Source organism: Paenibacillus sp. G34, from assembly GCF_056856875.1.
In genome coordinates this window covers 4,029,935-4,053,425 of record NZ_CM166469.1, presented here as the reverse complement: position 1 = coordinate 4,053,425, position 23,491 = coordinate 4,029,935, and the positions used below count along the sequence as shown (strand labels likewise).

Below are 23,491 nucleotides of genomic sequence, written 5' to 3'. Positions count from 1 at the left end.
TTCATGGCATGGAGCATTCTGAATTTCATATGGTGAAGCAGGGCTTGTTCATATGAACAGATAATTATTTTCATAGTTTTTCACTTCTATTAAAAGTTTACAATTCTTATTCATTATTTTTAGCAACTTTTCCCGTTTTTGAGCGTCTAATCATATGACTTTTAGAGGGGATATTAATAAATGGGAGCAGAAGGAGCCAAAGACAAAGAATGAATTTGAAGAAGAAGTTGTCCATACTTACCGCTTTTGCTGTTTTTCAGGCGTTTGCAGTTATTCCTGCGAATGCACAAGCAGCCGAAACAAGCGAAACGACACCAGTGAATAGTGCAAAAGTAAATTCCGTTGAGGTTGTGAAGAAAGAGCAGCCGATTGTTGAGAGCGAAGTGAAATCAGGAACGGCGAATGAGCCTGTTAACAATCCATCAACCAACACACAACCTGTCAACAATGAAAGCGCAATAGAAGCAAATCCGGAAACAACAACTCCTTCAGGAACAGAAGCTACTCCGGTGAATCCTGAAACAGGAACAGATGGGGAGCAAGGAACCGGTGAGGAAACAACCACTCCAACTCCTGCTGAAGTGGAACCAACGACGAATGGAACATCTTCATCTGCGAGATCGGGTGGAGATTTGACGCTCTACATGAACAGCAACAAGATGATTCAGGATGGAAAAACGTATCTGGCTGGCCAGCCGATGGCCGTGAAAAATGGTGTATCTTACGTAGCCATTCGTGCACTAGTGGACCGCGTAGGCTATGATGTGAAATACGATAATACGACTAAAGAGACGATCATTCTCAGCGGTACGGACGAACTTCGTTTCAAAACAAACAGCAAATTGTATACCGTTAACGGTGAATCCAGAACGATGAAAGGCCCAGCTTATCAAGAAAAAAACACGTTCATGATTCCATTGACGTCTATCACTCAGGCGCTGAACATCACATATACCGTTAATCAGCCTGCCAAGACGGTTGTGTTGAAGCTGAACACCAAGCCGGTAGCCAGCTTTACTGTTCAAAAGGAAATTTTTGCTGGAGATCAAGTGATTTACACGACCAAGAACAGTTCCCCGAATGGCCTCCCGATTGTGGATGAGCAATGGACTGGACGTCAAGATACCTTTGATCAGCCAGGGGTTTATACGGTGACTTATACAGTTCAAGATTCCAGTGGTCAGTGGAGTAATCCTTATACGCTTACAATTAAGGTCGAGCGTCCAAATCTTCCCCCAGTAGCGATGTTTACAACGGACAAGGAAGAATACAAAATGGGTGAAAAAATCACCTATACGGATCAAAGTACGGATGATGAGAATGCGATTGAAAAAAGAGATTGGAGCAACAATGCACTTGCATTTTTTATTCCAGGACCGAAAACCGTATCTCTTACCGTCACAGATAAGCATGGTTTGAGTGACACATACACCAAAGAGATTATGATCACAGGTGAGACACTGTACAATCAGTCCGATTTCTATAAGTTGTTCACACCGGTAGGGGACAAATTTACATTCAATGGCGGGGAAGTTCCTGCTATGGAAAAAGTACCATTTACGTACACGGATGAGCCAAGCTTGCTTATTCGTAGTAACAGCCCTGAGACCGTTAACCAGGAAGGTATCGTCTACAAGGAATCCTCCTTTGGACAGACGCGTTTCATGATTCACCATGTCAATAATACGGGAAAAAGAGTGAAAATGTATGTGATTGCGACCAATAACAATCCATATACAGCTGTATTTGAACAGCAAAATATGGGCTTTGCAGGACCGACGCCATTTGCTACCGTTGCGGGCAAGCTGTCCATTGATAAATGGTTCAAATCCATACAGACCGGAGCAGATTCGAAGAGAGTGTACATCCAGCCAGGGGAAAGTAAATTGATTCTGACGGAACTGAACAATATTTCGATGAAAGAAGGGCAGGTCATCTCCCTTTATTCAGACACTTTCAGTGACTATACACTCACCTACAACATTGTAATGATCGAAGAAAATAAAGATCCGATGGCTGTGTTGTCCTCATTGCCAGTTCTGGATCGTGACGGCGTTCATAACCGTGGGACTTATCCAAACGCAACACGAATTATTACGTACGATCAGGAGGTTGGCAACAAGCCTTCCCGTCTGCCACTCGGGGATAATGCAAGTGATCCGAATCTCGACGGCACAGACCCGATGGCCTTCACAAGCGCTTCTAACGCTGGTAACTTCGGTGTACTGTACAAAATCACCTTGAACAATGTTGCTCCGCGTACACTGATTTCGTTTAATCCTCGCGGAGGAAAGTATTATGGATCAGCACTTGTGAACGGACAGTTGGTACAGTTGTCGAATAACAGCCAATCTCTAAGTGCGCCGAATGAACAGAATGTGTTGTATCGCACAGGTTCTTACGGTGAGAGTGTAACCATTGTTTTCTCTGCTGCACCGGGTAGTAACTTGCCGGTAAACATTCTGTTTACCCCGCTTCCGGCTGAGAAGTAATATTCTAATGAATCAAACCGCACGGTTTGGAGTGAAAGCTTATATTTTATATACCCGTTCACCCCAAAAGTCACCTGTATGACCTATATTCTGAACCGTCATCAAAGGACTCCAAAACTATGGGGTCCTTTGTTTATGAAGTTCACGTAAAAACGGTGATCCGCTTCAGGCCTTCGTTGACTATGATCTTCATTTCATGCATTATTAGAGGTATACCAATAGAGCATAAGCTTTGGCTTTTGCCCAAAAAATGTCGCATGATGAAAAATGCAGTAATGTATGACAGGAGGTGCTTTAAATCATGCTGTCGACGGAAGAAATAATATCAACTATGTCCTCACAGGGACTTCGTATAACTGATCAACGCAAGACACTTGCACGGTTATTTGCCGAATCTCCAGGGTATCTTACACCCAAGGACGTCTACGAATATATGGGTAAGACATACAGCGGATTAAGCTTTGACACGGTGTACCGGAACTTGCGTGTGATGCAGGAATTAGGTGTGCTGGAGCAAGTGATCTTCGAAGATGGAGTGAAATTCAGAGCGCATTGCAGTGAAGGCCACCATCATCATCACATGATCTGCCTGAAGTGTCAGAAGACCTATCCGATCGTTTTTTGTCCAATGCAACTTGCTGATGCTCCCGAGCAATTTCAGGTCGTGGATCACAAGTTTGAAGTGTTCGGATACTGCAAGGATTGTGCCGAACATGCTCCAGCCAAAAAGGCAACTGCACAGCAGCATGCGCACAGCCATGGGAAGAACTAAAGATGAAACTTTCGCGTAGAATTGTGCAAGCTCCGATCCGGGTGTACCGCAATTATATATCTCCATTAAAACCGCCGACATGCCGATTCTATCCTACGTGTTCGGCGTATGCGATGGAAGCTATTGAAGTGCATGGTGCCCTCAAAGGTTCGTTTCTAGCGGCGAAACGGATTGCCAAATGTCATCCGTTTCATCCGGGCGGTGTAGATTTGGTTCCACCTAAGGTGGAGAAAAATGTAGTGATATCCGAACCGTAATGTTCAGTAGAGCCTAATGTTCATTTTTACCCCGAAACTCGGCTCTATTTGGCGGTATACTTGACAACAAGGTCAGCATTTCAGTATATTTTTTGTATATGATTTTCCAGTGAAGGGATAAGTACAGACACACCCCCAGTGCAGAGAGCCGGAGAAGCTGAGAACCGGTCTGGGAGGAGGATGGAAGATGGTCCCGGAGGAACCTCTTTCGAGCGTGCAATCAGCGACTTGTCGCTATTGTCGTAAGCCTGAGGCGTGATCCAGCGTTAATGGACGGTCGAAGGACCGGCAGAGCCTGCGTTTTGCGAAAAATGCGGGGAATTTGGGTGGTAACACGTGAGAGATACTCTCGTCCCATACAGGGCGGGAGTTTTTTTGTGTTCATTTTCAGATCAGGAACAATATCCATTCGACCCATTGCATGTATCCATGAGAACAATTGAAGGAGGAGAAGTCATTCATGACGGATCAAAAAACATTTTATTTGACAACACCGATTTATTATCCAAGCGACAAGCTACATATCGGGCATGCGTACACAACGGTAGCAGGTGATGCAATGTCTCGTTATAAACGTTTGCGTGGTTACGAGGTGCGTTATCTGACAGGTACCGATGAGCATGGCCAGAAGATTGAGCGTAAGGCCCAGGAGAAGGGACTTTCCCCGCAGGCTTTTATCGATGAAATTGTCGTAGGCATCAAGGAACTGTGGAACAAGCTGGACATCTCCAATGATGACTTCATTCGTACAACCGAGGAGCGTCACAAAACCGTCGTACAAGATATCTTTGATCGTTTGCTGAAGCAGGGAGATATCTACAAGGGGGAGTATGAAGGCTGGTACAGCATTCCGGATGAAACTTATTACACTGAAACACAGCTGGTTGATGTAGAAAAGAATGAACAAGGCGAGATCATTTCGGCGAAAAGTCCCGATAGCGGACACCCGGTCGAACTCGTCAAGGAAGAATCTTACTTCTTCCGTATGAGTAAATACGCAGATCGTTTGCTGAAATATTATGAAGAAAATCCTGGTTTTATCCAACCGGAATCTCGCAAAAACGAGATGATTAACAACTTTATCAAGCCGGGACTTGAAGATTTGGCTGTATCGCGTACAACCTTTGAGTGGGGCGTCAAAGTTAAAGGCGATCCGAAACACGTCGTATACGTATGGATTGACGCGTTGTCCAACTATATTACAGCACTCGGCTACGGTTCTTCGGATGCTTCACTGTACGATAAGTTCTGGCCAGCGGATGTTCATCTGGTGGGTAAAGAAATTGTTCGTTTCCATACGATTTATTGGCCAATCATGCTCATGGCGCTGGATCTGCCATTACCGAAAAAGGTATTTGCACATGGCTGGCTGTTGATGAAAGATGGCAAAATGTCCAAATCCAAAGGAAATGTAGTAGATCCGGTAACCTTGATCGATCGTTACGGTCTGGATTCGCTTCGTTACTATTTGCTACGTGAAGTGCCGTTTGGTTCGGATGGTACATTCACCCCGGAAAGCTTCGTGGAGCGTGTAAACTCCGATCTGGCGAACGATCTGGGCAACCTGTTGAACCGCACGGTCGCAATGGTTGACAAGTACTTCGAAGGCAAAGCGCCTGCGTTTGCTTCCAATGTAACGGAATTTGATGCTTCGCTTGAAGAAGCAGGGCATGCAACGGTAGAAAAAGTGGAGCAGGCGATGGAGAACTTGCAGTTCTCAGTAGCGCTTACGGCCATCAGTCAATTTGTTAGCCGCAGTAACAAATATATTGACGAAACACAGCCATGGGCTCTGGCACGTGATGAAGCGAAACGGGATGAGCTGGCATCCGTGATGTCCCATCTGATCGAAAGCTTGCGAATTGCTTCCATTCTGTTGCAACCGTTCCTGACTCGTGCGCCGCGTAAAATTTGGGAACAGCTGGGTATCCAAGAAGGTGAGCTGACGGCTTGGGATTCAGCGAAACAATGGGGCATCGTGCCTGCAGGCAACGCATTGCACAAAGGCGAGCCGATCTTCCCGCGTCTGGATGCGGAACAGGAAATTGCTTATATCTCTGAAGCGATGACAGGTGGACAAAAGGCTGCACAGCCTGATGCTAGCCAGCCAGAAGCTGGAGCAGCTACTCCAGCTTCAGCAGAACCGGTAACTGCACCTGAAGGTAAGGAAGAGATTGGCATTGATGATTTTGCCAAAGTTGAGCTACGTGTGGCACAAGTCATCGCTTGTGAGCCGGTCAAAAAGGCAGATAAATTGCTTAAGCTTCAACTGGATCTTGGTTATGAACAACGTCAGGTGGTATCTGGAATCGCGAAGTTCTATTCACCAGAAGAGATGGTTGGACGTAAAGTCATCTGTGTGACCAATCTTAAACCAGTAAAACTCCGTGGAGAACTGTCCCAAGGTATGATTCTTGCAGCTTCTCACGGAGATCAGTTAACCTTGGCTACCGTACCGGACAGCATGCCTAACGGCGCACAAGTAAAATAAACAGATTCTATAAGCGACACAATACAATAAGCTTGATCAATCGTACAGAGATTGTCACAAGTTTGAACCAAGGGCGGTCCGAAGTGATTCGGACCGCTTTTTTATGCTTTAAAAAGATCTGATGATAGGAGAACAAGCATATATTGTTATGAACTGCACACTTCGGGAAAGAATGAATAGGACATGAGCCTTGACAAGTAGGAGGATGTTACCTATAATTCTTTCAGTAATAATTACGATTAAGTGATGCGGAGTGAATCATATATGACATTTGTTCAAATGAAAAGACATGCACGATTAGATCGATCCAGCAATCTTGGCAAACGAAGCACAATGAAGCTGCTTTGGAGCAGTTTGCTCATCCTCAGTTTGCTTTTATTGTCCGCATGTGGACAGAACAGCGAGAATACAGCTAAGATTGTTGAAGGCAAAGTAAATGTAGTGACGACATTTTACCCGGTATATGCGTTTACTGCGGCGATTGGCGGAGAGGATGCCAATGTCATCAACCTGTTGCCTACAGGAGTAGAGCCGCATGACTGGACACCGAAGAGCCAAGACATCGTGAATACATCCAAGGCTCAGCTTTTTCTCTACAATGGTGCAGGTCTGGAGGGATGGGTGCCCAACTTTTTGAAATCACTGAACAGTGATACAAAAGTGAAATCCGTTGCCGTCAGCGAAGGTGTCAAGTTGTTAGCAGCAGAAGGGGACGATGGTCACGGACATGGTGAAGAGCATGAAGATGAACATGCCGATGATCACGGACATGGTGAAGAGCATGAAGATGAACATGCCGATGATCACGCGAATGAGAGTGGCAATGAGGCGCAGGTAGCTGACCATCACATCGATCCTCATACATGGGTTAGCCCCAAATCAGCAATGATCATGGCGGAAAATATCAAGAACAGTTTAGTAGAGGTTGATCCTGAACATAAAGCAGGTTACGAGCAACGTTATGAGGAGCTACGCACCAAGCTTGAGGCACTGGATCAGCGTTTCACGAATGAATTAGCGTCCGTACCAAACAAGGAAATCGTGGTGTCACACCAAGCATTTGGTTATCTTGCACGTGATTATGGCTTGAAGCAACATGCGATCATGGGACTGTCGCCGGATGCAGAACCAACAGGACAGGATATCGTGAAACTGGCTAAACTGGTCAAAGATGAAGGTATCAAGTATATTTTCTTTGAAGAGCTGGTGTCGGACAAATTAGCTAAAACATTGGCTAGTGAAGCAGGGGTAGAAACGATGGTACTCAACCCGGTGGAGGGTCTGACGCAGGAACAGGTTAAGAACAAAGATGATTATTTCACCCTGATGGAGAAAAATTTGCAAAATCTGCTGATCGCATTAAAATAAGAAGAATGAAGGTAAACATCCAAAAGTCTTTGCTGTCCCATCGGCGAAGACTTTTGGAATGTTAAGTAGTATATTTACGTATTTTTATTTATTATGAAGGGCGGCTTTGCCATGCAGCAAATCATGCCATTATGTCATGATCCGATTATCGAGATCGAGGATTTGTCTTTTTCCTACGGGGATCAGCGTGTGATTCAAAATCTCAATTTTATGGTTCAGCAGCGGGATTTTGTAGGGATTATCGGTTCGAACGGAGCGGGAAAAACTACGTTGCTTCGTATGCTGGTAGGACTACTGCCTCCTGCACAAGGAGATATCAAGTTGTTCGGACAGTCGATTCGCAGATTCAAGGACTGGAACCGGATCGGTTACGTACCACAGAAAAATGCGTTTAATCCGCTGTTTCCAGCGACTGTTCGTGAAGTTGTCATGTCTGGCTTATATAACAATAAGAACATGTTCCGCCGTATCTCTCGTCAAGGCCAACAACAGTGCATTGATGCGATGCAGGTTATGCGAATTGAGGATATAGCGCATAAGCGCATTGGACAACTGTCGGGCGGTCAGCAACAACGTGTCTTTTTGGCTCGTGCGTTGATTAATCACCCCGATCTGTTAATTCTCGATGAACCTACGGTGGGGATTGATGCAGAGTCACAGGCCAGTTTTTTCGAGCTGATTACCCACATGCATGAACATCATCGGATGACGTTTCTAATGGTGTCTCACGATATGGACCGAATGGAGAGTTATCTAGGCGCGGAAGCTGCCCTCACCAACGGCAAGATTCATTTCCATGTGCGTCATTCACATGAGATCGAGGATTGTGCAGAGACTAACCTGCAGCATACTACCGCACAGGTTCGCTAGTTATGTTTGTGGACCATTAGATTAACGAGGCCGAAGGAGTCGTGTTTGTTTTGGAAATATTATGGAGTGATTTTTTTCAGCGTGCCTTAGCAGGTGGATTGCTTATTGGCATTACCGCACCGCTGATCGGACTGTTTCTCGTACTGCGCAGACTGTCGATGATCGGAGACACGTTGTCACATGTGACAATCGCGGGAGTAGCGCTTGGTTTTCTGATCGAGGTTTACCCGATCGGTGTTGGTTTGATTTTTGCCGTACTCGCATCGTTTGCCATTGAAAAGCTGCGTAAGGCATATAAGACCTATGCGGAGTTGTCCATTGCTATTATTATGTCTGGAGGCGTAGCTCTGGCTTCGCTGTTTTTCACACTGGGAAAAGGGTATAACGCGGATGTTATGAGTTATTTGTTCGGCAGTATCTACACGCTGGATGCAACGGACCTCAAGCTGGTTGGCATCGTGACGTTAATCGTTGTTATTGTGGTTGCTTTCTTACATAAAGAGTTTTTCCTGCTGAGCTTTGAGGAGGATGCAGCTGCGGTCACAGGTTTGCCAGTCAAAATGCTGAATATGTTAATTACAGTGATGACAGCACTGGTGATTAGTACAGCAATCAAGATCGTAGGAGCTTTGCTCGTATCTGCATTGTTGACTATTCCTGTAGCAGTTAGCTTACTCATGGCTCGAAGCTTCAAATCAGCGATTATTCTGTCGGTAGTGATCGGAGAGATTGCTGTTGTGATTGGACTAGTTACAGCGGGGATCTGGAACTTGGCACCAGGAGCGACGATAGTACTGCTGTTAATTGGTATGTTGATTTTAACGATGATCGCCAAAAAAGGGTTCCGTGCCTGACGTACTAATAATTAAAGATTAACAAGCAAGTGAACCCAAGGGAAGGGAGACATTGCTTCATGCCTGATGTTAATGTTTGGCTGGCATTCGTTGCCGGCCTCGCTTCTTTTATTTCACCATGTTGTCTTCCGCTGTATCCTTCATACCTCTCGTACATCACGGGAATGACCGTGCAACAGTTGAAGGATGATCGTAATCAGCGTGAGGTGCGCTTGAAGACACTAACGCATACACTGGCGTTTATTCTCGGTTTCTCGGCTGTGTTTTATTCGCTTGGACTTGGCGCCGGATTGTTTGGTCAGTTCTTTAATGATAATCGTGATTTGATTCGTCAATTGTCAGCGATTTTGATTATGTTGATGGGGTTGTTCCTACTCGGCATTTTCAAACCACAGTTTTTGATGAAAGAACGGAAACTTGATATGAAATGGAAACCAGCCGGTTATCTCGGTTCATTTATTTTCGGTATTGGTTTTTCAGCGGGGTGGTCGCCTTGTATTGGACCGATCCTTACAGCTATTATTGCGATGGCTGCGAGTGAACCATCAACTTGGCTTAAACTAATCACGGGTTATACCGTTGGATTTGCGCTACCGTTCTTCGTTCTGGCTTTTTTCATCGGATCTACACGCTGGATTCTGCGGTATTCAAACATTATGATGAAGATTGGCGGAGCATTAATGTTGTTAATGGGCATCTTGCTGTTCACCGATCAGATGACCCAAATCACAATTTGGCTGCAGCAGATCACTCCAGAATGGATGATCAATTTAACGTAAAACTTCGAATTAACTTGAAATTATGCAAAATAAATTAAACAAAGCAGGAAGTATGAACCAGAAAAGTCCTGGAACATGCAACCTGCTTTTTGATCTGAACTGACCCTATAGGAAGATACGTGAAATTTTAATAGGAAGCTACGTAAAATTCTAATTTGAATTGAGCTTTTTACAAAATGGGACTAATCATTGCTCTTGGTTTAAGTGAAATAATCAATGTTGGCTAACGGGAAATGTTCAAAAATGCGTTCTGTAATGAATTCTCGCAGGGCATCTTGCTGGTCATCTTTGTAGACGTATTTGTACTGACCCCAACGACCCCATTTCATTTTCCGCTTCTCAATATCCATCTCCAGCTTTGTTTTGGGATATCGTTTCTCAATGGTGGCTTTAGCCGTTTTGGTGAAACGATGCTGGATCATTTCAAAAGTCAGATCCTTGGTCGCTTCTTCAGGCAGTGTATCTGCGAGCTTTTGAAGTAACTCCGCATAACCTTCTTGCCAGCCATCGTACCACATGATTGGAGCGATGATGAAACCAAGCGGATAACCGGCACGGGCAATTTTACCTGCAGCTTCAATCCGCTCTTCAAAGCGAGAGGTAGCAGGTTCGAAGTTTTTGATGACATAGTCTGAATTGACACTAAAGCGGATACGCGTGTGACCATTATGCTTGATGCCCAGAAGTGGATCGACATGATGATATTTCGTAACGAAGCGAAGACGGCCATATTCCTCTTCAGCCATAAAACGAATGAGATCACTCAAGTTCTCCGTGATATGTTCCAGTCCAACGGGATCCGATGTACAAGCTGCTTCAAAACGGGTAATTTCAGGTTTTCGTTCCTCAATATATCCTTTGGCAGCCTCTATAATCTCCTCCGTGTTTACATACACACGAACATAAGGTTTGGCACCGAGTGTAGTTTGAAGATAACAATAGTGACAATGCCCCATACAACCTGTCGAGATGGGAATCGCATACTCTGCTGAAGGTTTGGACTGGTCAAACTTAAGTGTTTTGCGCACACCAACAACGAGAGTCCGCTTAGCCATCCGGTATTTCTCCTGTTCCGTCTCTCCGGGCAGGTTTGTGATTCGATTGTGCGAGGTGGTCATCTGATAAGGGATGTTTTGAGATGTGACCCACTCCATGATCCGTTTACCTTTTTCATATTCAAGCGCACCGGGTTCAAAATACACCAAATCGGGAATAAAGGGTTTAGTACCCTTTGCTTTACGAACAGGGGGCTGGGCAACGCTTGTGCTCACAAAATCACTCCTTTCAGTACGAAACTGTGTTTAGTTTGCCTCGTCTGAAGGAAAGTCACGCCTGCCAAATCCTTGTGTACAGAAATGGCCGAAATGGGTAGGACTTGCCAATGCATATTGATAACATGTATCATTAGAAGATAGGGACCAGGTACGTAGAACCGGTCAGAGAGAAGAGAGGGAAGCAGATGCCAACGCCCAGTATGGAAGACTATTTGGAGCGTATATACAAATTGATTGATGAAAAGGGCTATGCTCGTGTGTCTGATATAGCTGAAGGACTGGAAGTGCATCCTTCATCCGTGACGAAGATGATCCAAAAGCTGGACAAGGACGAGTACCTGATCTATGAGAAGTACCGCGGGCTGGTGCTGACGCCAAAAGGAAAAAAGATGGGCAAACGACTAATGGAGCGCCATCATCTGCTGGAGCAGTTTTTAACCACCATCGGTGTGCAGGAAGAGAACATTTACAATGATGTGGAAGGCATTGAACATCATTTGAGCTGGGATTCCATTACTTGTATAGAGTCTCTGGTGGAATACTTCCGTCAGGATGAGAGTCGCCTGCAAGATCTCAAGAACCTTCAGGATATCATGAGTAACACGGAATCTTGAGCTTTGAATTCATAAGGTAACGAACTAAAAGATGCTTCTTGCCAGTGGTGTGGCAAGGAGTTTTTTTATTTTTAAATTTTTAATCTGTCCAAAATCTGGTCTATTTCGCAACTAAACCGGTCTGCCAAGCGTCTATTAAACTAGTAGAATTTACCGCAAATTTTAATGATGTAGGAGGATTGTATTGATGAGATTGCGTAAAGGTTTATTGCTTCTGCTGATTTTTGTATTAGGTCTGCAGACAACAGGTCTGACTGCTCAGGCAGCTGCTACGAAAGAGATTTCTATTTTTCTGGATGGTCAGCGTTTGGAATCGGATGTTTCACCTTATATATTGCCTAAGGTGAACGTAACGATGGTTCCGTTGCGTGTCATTAGTGAAGGACTGGGTGCTTCTGTGTTATGGTCCCAGGCAACCCGGACGGTGACGATTCAGAAATCGGATTCGATTATAACGATGACGAGTGGACGACAGCAAGCGAATGTTGACAATACCGTGGTTAATTTGGATGCGTCAGTCCAATTAAAACAGGGGCGCGTCATGGTTCCCATTCGTTTTGTGAGTGAGAATCTGGGGATTCAAGTGAACTGGAATCAGGTTGCTCAGACAATTGATCTGTATACTGGAGAGGCAACTACACCAACACCTGAACCAACACCAGCAATACCATCAGAGCCGGGAGGGGCTGTTACGCCAGCAACCGATGAGATGCGCGGGGCCTGGATTTCGACAGTCAATGGCGATTGGCCATCTTCTGGCGCGAAAGGAAATATAGAGAAACAGAAGCAGGAGTATACGCGCCAACTCGATCAATTGAAGGACATGGGCATTAATGCTGTATTTGTACAAGTTAGAGCAAATGCAGACGCTATCTATCCTTCAAATCTGGCGCCATGGAATAGTGTTCTGACTGGGACGCAGGGTAAAGATCCCGGCTACGACCCATTAGCTTTTATGATTGAGGAAGCGCACAAGCGCGGGCTCAAATTCCATGCCTGGTTCAATCCATTCCGGGCAACGAACTCGGCCTCGACGTCTAATCTGGCTGCTAACCATATTTCCAAGATTAATCCAGACTGGATTGTGAATGCATCAGGCAAACTGTATATTAATCCAGGCATACCGGAAGCAAGAGAGCACATTATGGATACCATTATGGAAGTTGTAAATAACTATAATGTGGATGGTGTTCATTTGGACGATTACTTCTATCCTTCCAATGTGACCTTCAATGATGATGCTGCCTACAGAATGTATAACACGTTAAACACAACAGATCGCGCGGCTTGGCGCCGTGACAACATTAATCAGTTTGTGCAGCAACTCGGACAGAGTATTCATCAAGTGAAAGCTAATGTCGAGTACGGGATCAGTCCTTTTGGTGTCTGGCGTAACAAAGCAAATGATATCACTGGGTCTGACACCAAAGCAGGCGTAACAGCCTATGACAGCATGAATGCAGATGTCCGGATGTGGATCAAACAGGGCTGGATCGACTACGTTGCACCTCAAGTGTACTGGAGCATGACCTTAAGCGCTGCAAGATACGATAAAGTTGTGGATTGGTGGGTTAATGAGGTAGCGAATACCAATGTAAAACTGTACATCGGCCACGCTCCTTATAAACTGGGGACGCCAGAGATTGGATGGCAGACATCCCAAGAAATCATTGATCAATTGAACTATAATAAGAAGTATCCAACCATTGGCGGAGATATCTATTTCAGTTCCCAGCATCTTACCAAAAACCCGCTGGGCTTGATCGATCGACTGAAAGCTTACTATGGAATGTAGTGTTACACGCTAACGTTTCCGTATAAACATTTTCTTATTCATCACATCATAGTTATATGACCAACCCCTTTTCTCATACAGTGGCAGTAGCAAGCATGGCTGCCTGGAGAACGGGGGTTTTTGGTATGTTAATTAACGGAGTATTTGAGGGTGGAGGCGTGAAAGGGATCTCACTTGCAGGGGCTGTACAGGGAGCACAGGACTGTGGAATGCAATTTAATCGGGTTGCCGGTACATCATCCGGTTCGATTGTTGCTGCGCTTCTGGCTGCGGGATATCGGGCTGAAGAGATGAAAGTGATTATTGAGAGCACACCGTTTGCTTCGCTATTACAACGATCACCTATATTTAATACACGCTGGATCGGTCCGGCAGCAAGGCTGTTTTTGAAAAAAGGTCTATATTCGGGAGAAGCGTTGGAATCATGGATAAGCAGGATGCTGGCGCAAAAAGGAATACGGACCTTCGCCGATTTGCCAGCCGGTAAGCTGCTGATTACAGCTTCAGACATTACTAACGGCAACATTCTTGTTCTGCCTGATGATATTCGGCGCTTTGGGATCGAACCGACGAAACTTGAGGTTGCTAAAGCGGTGCGGATGAGCTGCAGTATTCCCTACTTTTTCGATCCGGTTATTATCCGGAAATCACCGATCATGTCCAAGGGGTTAGCCTTTCAGGATCAGTTTGTGTATGTCGTGGATGGGGGGCTGCTTAGTAATTTTCCGCTTTGGTTGTTTGATGGAGAACGTACGGAGTCAGGGCGAGAGATTATACCAGTGGTTGGGTTCAAGATGGTAGGTAAAACCGAAGTGGAGCCGACGCGGATCAAAGGGCCACTCACCATGCTGCAAGCGCTTGTCGAGACGATGCTGACTGCTCACGATGAGCGTTACATTGAACAGATCAACCGGTTCCGCACAGTTAAGATTCCTACGCTTGGCATTAAACCGACCCAGTTTAATCTTTCCGTTCAGGACAGTACAAACTTATATCGGTCTGGCGTTGCCTCTGGTCTGGAGTTTTTCAACACATGGAATACGAAAATCTATAACGAACAATTGGAGAAGCAGCGAAAAGAACTTCGTAAAAAACAGGCGGAATCACCTCCGCTGGTTCCTGTATAAAGACTAAAAAAACAATTCTCCTTTGCTGAGGAGAATTGCTTTTTGGGTTTTATTTTTGCGGTGAATTTGGAACAGAGCCTGCAGCACGATGACAAAAATTAGTGATACTTGGGAATGTCATCATCGTTGTTCTTTCCTTTTTGGCCTTGAATCACCTGGAAAGGATAGTCCTTGCGTTTCTTAGACGAACTGCTTTTTCTGGCATTGGTATGATGCTGTGCATTCACTTTAGCCATCGTTTTAGCCGAAGGTTTAATCTTCGGTGTTTTGGTTTTTCGTGACCAACGGGCAGGTGGATATTTGTACAGCAGGAACACCACACCGAACACAATCAGAGGGATAAGAATACTGGACAATGAGGCTCTAGTCAAAAAACTGATGATTCCAAAAGAAGCCAGTACCACGACTACCCAGAAAACAATGGCCTGCCTATTCATATCATTCACCCTTTCACAGGATCAAATGTGGCTACAGGAACTTCAGATGTGGACGAAACGTTGGCGAGCTTGGCGTCCAGTTCGAGCATGCGGTTAAACGATGCAATGGATACTTCCACCTGAGCGTTCGTAGGTTCTTTCGTTGTAAGTAGTTGCAGCCACAGGCCCGGATATCCCAAATAACGAAGGACAGGAATATCACGAAGCGAATTCGTGATCTTGAGTAGTTCGAACGAAACACCCAGCACGACTGGCAGCAACAGCAGACGCTGTCCCATCCGTTCCCATAAATTATCATATGTGAACACAGAGTACAGGAATATACCGATAATAACGGTCAACATAATAAAGCTGCTTCCACAACGGTAATGCAGTCTGCTGTACTTCTGAACATTTTCTGGGGTCAACTTCTCTCCTGCCTCATATGCACTAATGACCTTATGCTCTGCTCCATGGTATTGAAACAGACGTTTGATCATCGGTGTCTGCGAGATTAACCACAGATAGGCAAGCAACAAGATCAGTTTGATGACACCTTCCAATACATTATGCAAGAATTGATTGTCGAATACATTTTTAAATAAGAAGTCCTCGATCACGACAGGAAGCAGCGTCAACACAATTTTGCCGAAAAGGAAGGACAGGATGGCAACAGCCGTCACACCAATTATCATGCTAAGGCTCCATCCGGACCCTTGTTTCTCTTGTTGTTTGGCTTTTTCTTCCGGTTCCAGTTCATCATCAGCATAAGCGTCAGCAGAGTAGTTGAGATGTTTGCTGCCTTTGACACTTGAATCTATAATGCTGACAATTCCGCGCAATAAAGGAATCCGCCGCAATTTCATGACCCAGGTCTTGTCTTGCTTGGGAACTTCCAGATACGTAATTTCGCCGTCTTTTCTGCGAACAGCCGTAACGTTGACGTGTTTACCGCCGAACATTACACCTTCGATAACGGCTTGCCCCCCGTAGCTGACAGGCTTGGATTGTTGAGGCAAATTATTCACCTTCCTATTCTATTCTAAGCCTTTACAGTGAAAGGCAGTTTAATATCCTTATTGTATCGAATTTTGAGAGCAATTTCTAGTTTACGGACTAATCCCGCGGGAGAAGCTGTTAAGATTGTCCCGTTTTGAACATACTACGCCCTAGAACTGTGAGGAAATGTCTAGCATGCCTGAGAGATCATCTTGCGAAGAAGGAGATTTTAACGATGACAGATCATAATTATGACGATGTCTTAACGAACGACAATCACGAAGAAAATGCAGACCGGCACACTAAGCGGCAACTCCCTCAAGAAGGCAATGACAAAGTAATGAAAAGGCGCTCCGTACCGAAGCAGGGGGAAGCGCACTATTATACAAATCGATTTTCCTTTGCACTGGAGTTGGGGTTCTTTGCCGGTTTGATCTGGGGCGGTATTCATTGGCTGTTCCATCTGCTTCATTTTACGGTTGTACCCGTAGGTTTTCTGGCGGAGCCGTTCTTCAAACATAAGTATATCTATACTCCGGCAGGTCATCTGACAGGTTGGTTATGTTTTATCGTGTTTTCCATCTTTGCTTCGTTGTTATATACCTTTACCATCCGAAAATTAAAAGGGCCGTTCCCTGGCATGGTGTACGGGGTCGTCTGGTGGATTATCCTCTTTATCCTGCTTGGCCCCAAACTGGGTATGATGAAACCGCTAAACCGTTTGACATGGGATTCAATTTTCACAGAAATATGTTTCTTCCTTCTTTGGGGGCTGTTCATAGGTTACACTGTAGCGATGGAGTATACCGACGAACGGAAACGTGAGCCTGAGCACGCAGGAGCCTAGACGCAAAAAAGCTTCTCAATCCGGTGATGGCTGTGTTAAAATAGCAGATGGTTATTTGCAGAGAGGGTGGAGCAGCGATGAAACGAATTATTGTGATCAATGGCCCGAACCTGAATATGCTTGGTGTTCGTGAACCAGGTATCTATGGAACGCTTAGTCTGAAGGATATTGAAGACAAAATTCGCAGACAGGCTGAAGAACTGGAAGTCTCCATCGCTTTTTATCAATCCAACCACGAAGGGGACATTATTGACCGCATTCATGCCGCAATGGGTGAGGCAGACGGTATCATGCTGAATGCCGGAGCGTTTACACATTACAGCTATGCTATACGTGATGCAATCAATGCCGTGAAAGTTCCTACCGTGGAGGTTCATCTATCCAACATTCATGCACGCGAAGCGTTCAGACATCATTCAGTACTTGCAGCGGAAACGATCGGGCAGATTGCCGGATTTGGCGAAGTAAGCTATGAACTGGGATTGCTGGCTCTCGTGCGTCATCTGGACAAACAAACCTGAGCCGGGAACCCGGGAATGTGAGAGAAAGAAGGGTTACCGATGGAAAACAAAAGAGTACACAAGTTACGCGAGGCCATGGCTGAGCGTGAACTCAAAGCAATGCTGATTACGAACCCGATTAACCGTCGTTATACGACGGGATTTACCGGCTCGGCGGGATATGTGCTTATCACAGAGCAGGAGGCTTATTTGCTTACTGATTTCCGTTATATGGCGCAGGCATCCTCGCAAGCCCAAGGTTTCAACGTTGTGGAGCACGGTGTTAAACCGATGGATTCCGTACGTGATTTGCTGGTTAAAGCGAATATCAACGAGGTTGGCTTTGAACAGGATTCCGTCACATTCGGTACGCATGCTTCTTATGCTGAATCGTTGCAATCGGTTAAACTTACAGCAGTATCCGGTATTGTTGAGCAACTTCGAATGTTCAAGGATGCTGACGAAATTGCGGTGATGCAGCGAGCTGCAGATTTGGCAGATGCCACTTTCAGTCACGTTTTGCAATTCGCGAAACCGGGTATGACTGAACGTGAAGTCGATCTGGAAATGGAATTTTTCATGCGCAAGCATGGGGCAACCAGTTCTTCCTTTGACACGATTGTCGCATCAGGTAAACGTTCTGCGTTGCCTCACGGTGTAGCTAGCAGCAAGGTGATTGGACAGGACGAACTGATTACGTTTGACTTTGGTGCATTGTTGGACGGATACTGTTCCGATCTGACACGTACAATTGCAACGGGTAACCCTGTACCTGAGCTGCGCAAGATTTATGACATCGTTCTGGAAGCACAGTTACATACGCTGGAGAATCTGAAACCAGGTATGACCGGACGGGAAGCGGATGCACTTGCTCGAGATATCATTGCGAGTTACGGATATGGAGAACAATTCGGACACAGCACAGGCCACGGTCTGGGCATGGAAGTTCATGAAGCTCCGCGTCTGTCCAAGCTTAGCGATGATGTATTGGAACCCGGAATGGTAGTTACCGTTGAGCCGGGAATTTACATCGATGGTCTTGGTGGCGTACGAATTGAAGATGACGTTGTGATTACCGAAACAGGTATCCATATTCTTACGAAATCGGACAAAAAGTTCACCGTTATTGGCTAACATACCCAAACACTATTTACTTATATCAGGAGGGATTTTTTGTGATTTCAGTTAACGATTTTAAAACAGGCTTGACCGTACAAGTAGACAATGATATTTATACCGTACTTGATTTCCAACACGTAAAACCAGGTAAAGGCGCAGCTTTTGTACGTTCAAAGTTAAAAAACCTTCGTAATGGTAACACGGTTGAAAAAACGTTCCGTGCAGGTGAGACGATCGGTCGTGCGATCATTGAAAACCGCGGCGTATCGTATCTGTATGCAAGTGGTTCCGAGCACACATTTATGGACAATGAAACATACGATCAATTCACACTGACTAGTGATCAACTGGAGTGGGAACTGAACTTCCTTAAAGAGAACATGAACGTGAAAATCGTTAGTTACCAAGGTGAAATCCTGGGTATCGACTTGCCTACAAGCGTTGAGCTGAAAGTTATTGAAACGGAGCCAAGCGTTAAAGGTAACACAGCACAAGGCGCTACGAAAAATGCAAAAGTGGAAACAGGTCTGAATGTACAAGTTCCTTTGTTCATCAATGAAGGCGATGTGCTTCTTATCGATACTCGTGAAGGTAAATACTCTTCCCGGGCGTAATTTCACTTGCTGTAAGCTTGAAAGCACGAATGAAAACCCTTTGCCATGCATGTGGCAAAGGGTTTTTTTGAAAAAAGATTAGCCTAAGAGGCGCTTTCGTAATATACTGGGTTAAAGTCATTTCTCGTAGAGAATAATGACGAAAGATATCAATTGATGCATACTGCACAAGGTAGGGAGTGGATTTGCGTTGTCATTGTACGTCATGAAATTTGGGGGTAGCTCGGTCGGAGATACAGAACGCATGAAGCGTGTAGCCGGACGTGTTGTGGAAAAAGTGGATGAAGGACATCAATGTGTCGTTGTGGTTTCGGCCATGGGGGATACTACAGATGATTTGATTGATCAGGCGAAGCAGTTAAACAGCGATCTGCCTGCTCGTGAAATGGATATGTTGTTAACGACAGGAGAACAGATCTCAATCTCCTTATTGTCTATGGCCATCCAGGCACTTGGACGCAAAGCGGTATCCTTTACAGGGTGGCAAGCCGGGTTCCGAACCGAGCCGGTGCATGGTAAAGCTCGGATTCAGGATATCCGCCCTGAGCGTGTCAATGCTGCGCTCGCTGAAGGCAACATCGTTATTGTTGCCGGTTTCCAAGGCATGACAGAAGATGGCGAGATCACTACTCTGGGCCGCGGTGGTTCGGATACAACAGCCGTTGCGCTTGCAGCAGCCATTCAAGCGGACGCATGTGAGATCTATACGGATGTGGACGGGATCTATTCCACAGATCCGAGGATCGTCAAAGTGGCACGCAAACTGAAAGAAATATCCTATGACGAAATGCTGGAGCTTGCGAATTTGGGGGCGGCGGTGTTGCATCCTCGTGCTGTAGAGTACGCGAAGCATTCCGGTGTACCTCTGATTGTAAGATCAAGCTTTAACCATAATGAAGGAACGGTTGTGAAGGAGGAAGCAGCAATGGAACAAGGGGTAGTGGTAAGCGGAATTGCGTATGACAAAAACGTAGCACGGATCAGTATTTTGGGTGTGCCGGATGTTCCGGGTGTTCTTGCCGAAGTATTTGGTGAACTGGCTTCCGAGCAACTGGATGTGGATATTATCGTTCAGAGCGGAGTGCAGGATGGCAAAGCGGACTTTTCCTTCTCGGTTGCACTGTCTGATCGTGAGAAAGCACTTCGTGTCATTGAAGGCCTTCACAGCCGTTTGCCTTACCGCGAAGTTACCTCCGAAGAGAACTTGGTTAAAATCTCCATTGTTGGTGCAGGTATGGTGAGTCATCCAGGAGTGGCTGCCAAAATGTTCAAGGTGATCTCTGGTGAAGGCGTAAGCATCAAAATGGTCAGCACATCTGAGATCAAGGTGTCATGCGTTATTGATGGAGAGAAGCTTCATGATGTGATTAAAGCTCTGCACACGGCGTATGATCTGGATACGGCTGAGCAAGCCGTAATCGGTGGACCGCAAGTTCGCAGATAACACATAAATACACAGTTGAATTAGAAGAGGTGTACCGTTGCCAACAGCGCAGCAGTACACCTCTTTTATTGTATCTACAGCCGTTTGCACATATGACCTCCTCGTAATTTGCGGTAAGGTTTCAACTCATTTTGTTCCCTCATCTCTGGCACACAATCCAATAGATTCAATTGCGAACAGTAGGTAACATCATGCATTCTCCCCAGCTTATCAAGCCTTCGTGCACTGGATGATGTTCGAACCAAATCGGTTATTCGATCCTGACATTGAGATACAGCCTGGTGAAGTATGATGCCAAGATCATTTAGCTGTAGCGGGGATCGGGTCTGACGATACAATTCTTCAATAATGCATCCAGCACATAAGCCATCCTCTAATGCAAAATCATCTTGTTCTCCTGCGCACAATAACAGGATGTCCCGTTGTAATTCAATAAGAGCAGTAGCAACAGCTTTTACATTCAAGAAGGAACCGGCGAGAATATGTCTTGCTTTGGATGCCTTGATCAAAGCTCTTGTACCGTCTGTAGTGGTCAGGATGATGATTTTGTCTGCAATGTCGCCACTCATATATTCATAGGGGGAATTTCCCGCCTCGAATCCGGTTATTTTTTTGTCAAAACGTTCCCCGCCTCGAATGCTGTTCCGCACCTCCAACTGCTTGGCTTGGGGAACAGTCTCAGTAGCTATGACACCTGCAGCATGATGGGCTAGGGCGGTCACAATTGTACTTGTCGTCCGCAAAACATCAATGACCACCACACTCCGACCCTCAATATCTATAGTACGTACTTCATTTACATTACCTACAACGTCGACACGCACGCCCCACAACTCCTTTCTGTTCCCAGGTGTTGATACATCAGCTTCTCAACCGGAACAGTCCATTCTATCTGCAAGCACTATATGCATGAATGCCTAGACAGGTGCCTAGAACAAGGGTGTCTATGAATTTTGAATCTCAAGCCCCATCGTGGAAATATGATAGATTTCAGCGTCATAAAATGAATGTACAGGCATAAACTTGAGATATGAACAAGATCAGAGATGCAATCATGATGAATTACAAAGTTGGAGGAGCCTACACATGAAAGTGAAATGGAGGGATCTTTTTCCGGAACCCATCCGAACTATCCTTGGCAGAATGCCGCCCGCTCTATTGGAACAGGTGGAAGAAGTCCGAATTCGAGAAGGCAGGCCCTTGGAAATCAATGCAGGAAACAATTATCACTTCCTTACATTAGAAGGCGTACCAACAGGAAAACCTGAGGAAGCGTATATTCCTCAAAAAGAAGTGACGCACAGACTGCTTGATCTGATAAGCAATCATTCGCTCTATACCTTGGAAGAAGAACTGCGAAAGGGATTCATCACGATCCCGGGAGGACACCGAATCGGACTTGCTGGCCGGACGGTACTCAGCGGAGGACGTGTAGAATATTTACGTGACATCAACGGCTTTAATGTTCGTGTCGCCCGTGAAGTACAGGGAATTGCTGATCCGATTCTCCCATATTTGCTCGATATGAAGAGTGGACAGGTGCTGCATACGCTGATTCTATCTCCGCCACAACAGGGCAAAACAACGTTGTTGCGAGATTTGGCAAGACAGATCAGCAACGGCAATCATCTGTCCAGCGGCGGCGAACTAAGACAGGGGATACGCCCACGTCTGAAAGTTGGAATTGTGGATGAGCGTTCTGAAATTGCCGGAAGTTACAGAGGTGTCCCTGGATTTGATGTAGGTCCCCGTACTGATGTGATGGATGGATGTCCGAAGGCTGAAGGGATGATGATGATGCTTCGTTCCATGTCACCTGATGTTCTGATTGTGGACGAGATCGGTCGGCCGGAGGATGCCGAAGCTGTGATGGAAGCTCTGCATGCCGGTGTTTCAGTTATTGCCACTGCGCATGGACGGGATTTGTCTGAACTATCTGCAAGACCCGCCTTGAGGACTCTGATTGCAGAGCAAATGTTTCAGCGCTATGTACAACTGAAGAGGACGAGCCGAGGCATGAGCTTCCAGCTTGCTGACGGCAAGATGAGAGGGCTCCAGCAAGCCGGGGCTGGAGGTGACGCCTTTGGTTAAGATGCTTGGCGCGCTTTTGGTTTTGTTAGCTAGCACACTCGCCGGCTTTTACAAAGCTAGGCAATATGCATTGCGACCAAGGCAGTTGCGAGAATTGATTGCTGCGCTGCAGCGGTTGATGACAGAGATCAATTATGGGTTAACGCCGCTCCCAGATGCGATGAACAAGATGGGAGCACAGACCAAAGACCCGATAAGAAGCCTTTTTTTACACGCAGCTGCACAGATGGAACCTCCACATGGCCTTACGGCCCGGGAGAGTCTGCAGGCGAGTGTAGAACAGGTGTGGGGAAGATCTGCCATGAAGTCAGACGAGCGGGAAGTCATGCTGCAGTTAAGTTTCAGCCTTGGCACCAGTGATCGTCAGGATCAGACGAAACATATTTCGTTAGCCATTCAGCAACTTATGCATGAGGAATCCCGCGCACAGGCCGATCAAGTAAGGTACGAACGTATGAGCCGTAGCCTGGGGATGCTTGTCGGAGCGTTAATCGTCATTCTGATCTTCTGAAATAGCCGGGATAGCGAGGTGCCAAGGTCATGAATTTAGAAGTGAACGCAATCTTTCAAATTGCGGGCATTGGAATCATTATAGCGATGATTCATACGGTGCTGAAACAAATGGGAAAGGAAGATATGGCTCACTGGGTGACCGTAATCGGATTTGTCGTTGTCCTGTTCATGGTCGTCCGAATGCTGGACAGCCTGCTGCAAGAGATTAAATCCATATTTCTTTTTCAATGAAAAACGGTCATAAAGCCGAATGGT

23 protein-coding genes are annotated in these 23,491 nt (G+C 45.7%); 19 read left to right on the top strand and 4 right to left on the bottom strand.

The annotated features are described in order from the left end of the window. Nucleotides 1–209: 209 nt before the first annotated feature. From AC1VYS_RS18360 to AC1VYS_RS18325, 8 genes are all read left to right on the top strand, one after another. Nucleotides 210–2,492: a stalk domain-containing protein gene (locus tag AC1VYS_RS18360; RefSeq protein ID WP_482910895.1), complete on the top strand. Its 2,283-nt coding sequence runs from the start codon at nucleotides 210–212 to the stop codon at nucleotides 2,490–2,492. Between the two features lie 301 nt (nucleotides 2,493–2,793). Further along, complete coding sequence (locus tag AC1VYS_RS18355) at nucleotides 2,794–3,264, top strand: Fur family transcriptional regulator (RefSeq protein ID WP_482910894.1); 471 nt, start codon at nucleotides 2,794–2,796, stop codon at nucleotides 3,262–3,264. A 2-nt stretch (nucleotides 3,265–3,266) separates the two neighbouring features. After that, complete coding sequence (gene yidD, locus AC1VYS_RS18350; protein WP_482910893.1) at nucleotides 3,267–3,521, top strand: membrane protein insertion efficiency factor YidD; 255 nt, start codon at nucleotides 3,267–3,269, stop codon at nucleotides 3,519–3,521. A gap of 460 nt (nucleotides 3,522–3,981) precedes the next feature. After that, on the top strand, nucleotides 3,982–6,012 hold the full coding sequence (gene metG / locus AC1VYS_RS18345; protein ID WP_482910892.1) for a methionine--tRNA ligase: 2,031 nt from the start codon (nucleotides 3,982–3,984) through the stop codon (nucleotides 6,010–6,012). Between the two features lie 333 nt (nucleotides 6,013–6,345). Continuing rightward, nucleotides 6,346–7,380: a metal ABC transporter solute-binding protein, Zn/Mn family gene (locus AC1VYS_RS18340; protein WP_482915048.1), complete on the top strand. Its 1,035-nt coding sequence runs from the start codon at nucleotides 6,346–6,348 to the stop codon at nucleotides 7,378–7,380. Nucleotides 7,381–7,491: 111 nt separating this feature from the next. Beyond that, nucleotides 7,492–8,250, top strand: coding sequence for a metal ABC transporter ATP-binding protein (locus AC1VYS_RS18335; RefSeq protein WP_482910891.1), 759 nt, complete (start codon nucleotides 7,492–7,494; stop codon nucleotides 8,248–8,250). Between the two features lie 50 nt (nucleotides 8,251–8,300). Then, nucleotides 8,301–9,104 (top strand): metal ABC transporter permease, encoded by an 804-nt coding sequence (locus AC1VYS_RS18330; RefSeq protein WP_482910890.1) that lies wholly within the window; start codon nucleotides 8,301–8,303, stop codon nucleotides 9,102–9,104. Between the two features lie 59 nt (nucleotides 9,105–9,163). Further along, nucleotides 9,164–9,883 (top strand): cytochrome c biogenesis CcdA family protein, encoded by a 720-nt coding sequence (locus AC1VYS_RS18325; RefSeq protein ID WP_482910889.1) that lies wholly within the window; start codon nucleotides 9,164–9,166, stop codon nucleotides 9,881–9,883. A 200-nt stretch (nucleotides 9,884–10,083) separates the two neighbouring features. Here the strand turns inward: AC1VYS_RS18325 and splB are convergent, their stop codons facing one another. Further along, nucleotides 10,084–11,154, bottom strand: a complete 1,071-nt coding sequence (gene splB / locus AC1VYS_RS18320) for a spore photoproduct lyase (protein WP_482910888.1) — start codon at nucleotides 11,152–11,154, stop codon at nucleotides 10,084–10,086. A gap of 188 nt (nucleotides 11,155–11,342) precedes the next feature. On the opposite strand from splB, the gene mntR reads away from it, so the two are divergent. The 3 genes from mntR to AC1VYS_RS18305 all read left to right on the top strand — a co-directional run bounded on the left by mntR (nucleotide 11,343) and on the right by AC1VYS_RS18305 (nucleotide 14,693). After that, a complete protein-coding gene (gene mntR / locus AC1VYS_RS18315) occupies nucleotides 11,343–11,771 on the top strand; it encodes a transcriptional regulator MntR (protein WP_441922205.1) in 429 nt (142 codons plus the stop codon). 187 nt (nucleotides 11,772–11,958) lie between these two features. Then, a complete protein-coding gene (locus tag AC1VYS_RS18310) occupies nucleotides 11,959–13,566 on the top strand; it encodes a family 10 glycosylhydrolase (RefSeq protein ID WP_482910887.1) in 1,608 nt (535 codons plus the stop codon). Nucleotides 13,567–13,691: 125 nt separating this feature from the next. Further along, nucleotides 13,692–14,693 carry a patatin-like phospholipase family protein gene (locus tag AC1VYS_RS18305; protein WP_482910886.1) on the top strand — a complete coding sequence of 334 codons (1,002 nt, stop codon included), beginning with the start codon at nucleotides 13,692–13,694 and terminating at the stop codon, nucleotides 14,691–14,693. 98 nt (nucleotides 14,694–14,791) lie between these two features. Here AC1VYS_RS18305 and AC1VYS_RS18300 read toward each other — a convergent pair whose 3' ends face one another. After that, entirely contained in the window at nucleotides 14,792–15,130 is a 339-nt protein-coding gene (locus tag AC1VYS_RS18300) for a hypothetical protein (RefSeq protein ID WP_482910885.1), read from the bottom strand. Between the two features lie 5 nt (nucleotides 15,131–15,135). Further along, the gene (locus AC1VYS_RS18295; protein ID WP_441922213.1) at nucleotides 15,136–16,128 is read right to left on the bottom strand and encodes a DUF1385 domain-containing protein; all 993 of its coding nucleotides are present in this window, start codon (nucleotides 16,126–16,128) and stop codon (nucleotides 15,136–15,138) included. A gap of 320 nt (nucleotides 16,129–16,448) precedes the next feature. Here AC1VYS_RS18295 and AC1VYS_RS18290 point away from each other — a divergent pair, with 320 nt between their 5' ends. The 5 genes from AC1VYS_RS18290 to AC1VYS_RS18270 all read left to right on the top strand — a co-directional run bounded on the left by AC1VYS_RS18290 (nucleotide 16,449) and on the right by AC1VYS_RS18270 (nucleotide 20,632). Continuing rightward, nucleotides 16,449–16,955: a YqhR family membrane protein gene (locus AC1VYS_RS18290; RefSeq protein ID WP_482915047.1), complete on the top strand. Its 507-nt coding sequence runs from the start codon at nucleotides 16,449–16,451 to the stop codon at nucleotides 16,953–16,955. A 77-nt stretch (nucleotides 16,956–17,032) separates the two neighbouring features. Next, nucleotides 17,033–17,476: a type II 3-dehydroquinate dehydratase gene (aroQ, locus tag AC1VYS_RS18285; RefSeq protein WP_482910884.1), complete on the top strand. Its 444-nt coding sequence runs from the start codon at nucleotides 17,033–17,035 to the stop codon at nucleotides 17,474–17,476. Nucleotides 17,477–17,515: 39 nt separating this feature from the next. Beyond that, complete coding sequence (locus tag AC1VYS_RS18280) at nucleotides 17,516–18,589, top strand: M24 family metallopeptidase (RefSeq protein ID WP_482910883.1); 1,074 nt, start codon at nucleotides 17,516–17,518, stop codon at nucleotides 18,587–18,589. A gap of 41 nt (nucleotides 18,590–18,630) precedes the next feature. Further along, on the top strand, nucleotides 18,631–19,188 hold the full coding sequence (gene efp / locus AC1VYS_RS18275; protein ID WP_090922540.1) for an elongation factor P: 558 nt from the start codon (nucleotides 18,631–18,633) through the stop codon (nucleotides 19,186–19,188). Between the two features lie 190 nt (nucleotides 19,189–19,378). Next, nucleotides 19,379–20,632, top strand: a complete 1,254-nt coding sequence (locus AC1VYS_RS18270; RefSeq protein ID WP_482910882.1) for an aspartate kinase — start codon at nucleotides 19,379–19,381, stop codon at nucleotides 20,630–20,632. A gap of 74 nt (nucleotides 20,633–20,706) precedes the next feature. Here AC1VYS_RS18270 and AC1VYS_RS18265 read toward each other — a convergent pair whose 3' ends face one another. Continuing rightward, nucleotides 20,707–21,456: a 2-phosphosulfolactate phosphatase gene (locus tag AC1VYS_RS18265; RefSeq protein WP_482910881.1), complete on the bottom strand. Its 750-nt coding sequence runs from the start codon at nucleotides 21,454–21,456 to the stop codon at nucleotides 20,707–20,709. Between the two features lie 262 nt (nucleotides 21,457–21,718). Between AC1VYS_RS18265 and spoIIIAA the strand changes: the two genes are divergently transcribed. Genes spoIIIAA through spoIIIAC form a run of 3 tightly spaced genes read left to right on the top strand, consistent with a single transcriptional unit; the run spans nucleotide 21,719 to nucleotide 23,467 of the window. After that, complete coding sequence (spoIIIAA, locus tag AC1VYS_RS18260; protein ID WP_482910880.1) at nucleotides 21,719–22,723, top strand: stage III sporulation protein AA; 1,005 nt, start codon at nucleotides 21,719–21,721, stop codon at nucleotides 22,721–22,723. After that, nucleotides 22,716–23,234 carry a stage III sporulation protein SpoIIIAB gene (gene spoIIIAB, locus AC1VYS_RS18255; RefSeq protein WP_482910879.1) on the top strand — a complete coding sequence of 173 codons (519 nt, stop codon included), beginning with the start codon at nucleotides 22,716–22,718 and terminating at the stop codon, nucleotides 23,232–23,234. Before spoIIIAA ends, spoIIIAB begins: the two co-directional genes overlap by 8 nt. 29 nt (nucleotides 23,235–23,263) lie before the next feature. After that, a complete protein-coding gene (gene spoIIIAC / locus AC1VYS_RS18250) occupies nucleotides 23,264–23,467 on the top strand; it encodes a stage III sporulation protein AC (protein WP_017687585.1) in 204 nt (67 codons plus the stop codon). Nucleotides 23,468–23,491 lie beyond the last annotated feature (24 nt).

Excerpts from the sequence above, each read along its gene's own strand:
- AC1VYS_RS18335 (WP_482910891.1), top strand. The coding sequence starts at position 7,492 with ATGCAGCAAATCATGCCATTATGTCATGATCCGATTATCGAGATCGAG.
- AC1VYS_RS18300 (WP_482910885.1), bottom strand. The coding sequence starts at position 15,130 with ATGAATAGGCAGGCCATTGTTTTCTGGGTAGTCGTGGTACTGGCTTCT.
- AC1VYS_RS18340 (WP_482915048.1), top strand. The coding sequence starts at position 6,346 with ATGAAGCTGCTTTGGAGCAGTTTGCTCATCCTCAGTTTGCTTTTATTG.
- aroQ (WP_482910884.1), top strand. The coding sequence starts at position 17,033 with ATGAAACGAATTATTGTGATCAATGGCCCGAACCTGAATATGCTTGGT.
- AC1VYS_RS18280 (WP_482910883.1), top strand. The coding sequence starts at position 17,516 with ATGGAAAACAAAAGAGTACACAAGTTACGCGAGGCCATGGCTGAGCGT.
- mntR (WP_441922205.1), top strand. The coding sequence starts at position 11,343 with ATGCCAACGCCCAGTATGGAAGACTATTTGGAGCGTATATACAAATTG.
- spoIIIAC (WP_017687585.1), top strand. The coding sequence starts at position 23,264 with ATGAATTTAGAAGTGAACGCAATCTTTCAAATTGCGGGCATTGGAATC.
- metG (WP_482910892.1), top strand. The coding sequence starts at position 3,982 with ATGACGGATCAAAAAACATTTTATTTGACAACACCGATTTATTATCCA.
- AC1VYS_RS18325 (WP_482910889.1), top strand. The coding sequence starts at position 9,164 with ATGCCTGATGTTAATGTTTGGCTGGCATTCGTTGCCGGCCTCGCTTCT.
- AC1VYS_RS18305 (WP_482910886.1), top strand. The coding sequence starts at position 13,692 with ATGTTAATTAACGGAGTATTTGAGGGTGGAGGCGTGAAAGGGATCTCA.
- AC1VYS_RS18360 (WP_482910895.1), top strand. The coding sequence starts at position 210 with ATGAATTTGAAGAAGAAGTTGTCCATACTTACCGCTTTTGCTGTTTTT.
- yidD (WP_482910893.1), top strand. The coding sequence starts at position 3,267 with ATGAAACTTTCGCGTAGAATTGTGCAAGCTCCGATCCGGGTGTACCGC.
- AC1VYS_RS18355 (WP_482910894.1), top strand. The coding sequence starts at position 2,794 with ATGCTGTCGACGGAAGAAATAATATCAACTATGTCCTCACAGGGACTT.
- spoIIIAA (WP_482910880.1), top strand. The coding sequence starts at position 21,719 with ATGAAAGTGAAATGGAGGGATCTTTTTCCGGAACCCATCCGAACTATC.
- AC1VYS_RS18310 (WP_482910887.1), top strand. The coding sequence starts at position 11,959 with ATGAGATTGCGTAAAGGTTTATTGCTTCTGCTGATTTTTGTATTAGGT.
- AC1VYS_RS18290 (WP_482915047.1), top strand. The coding sequence starts at position 16,449 with ATGAAAAGGCGCTCCGTACCGAAGCAGGGGGAAGCGCACTATTATACA.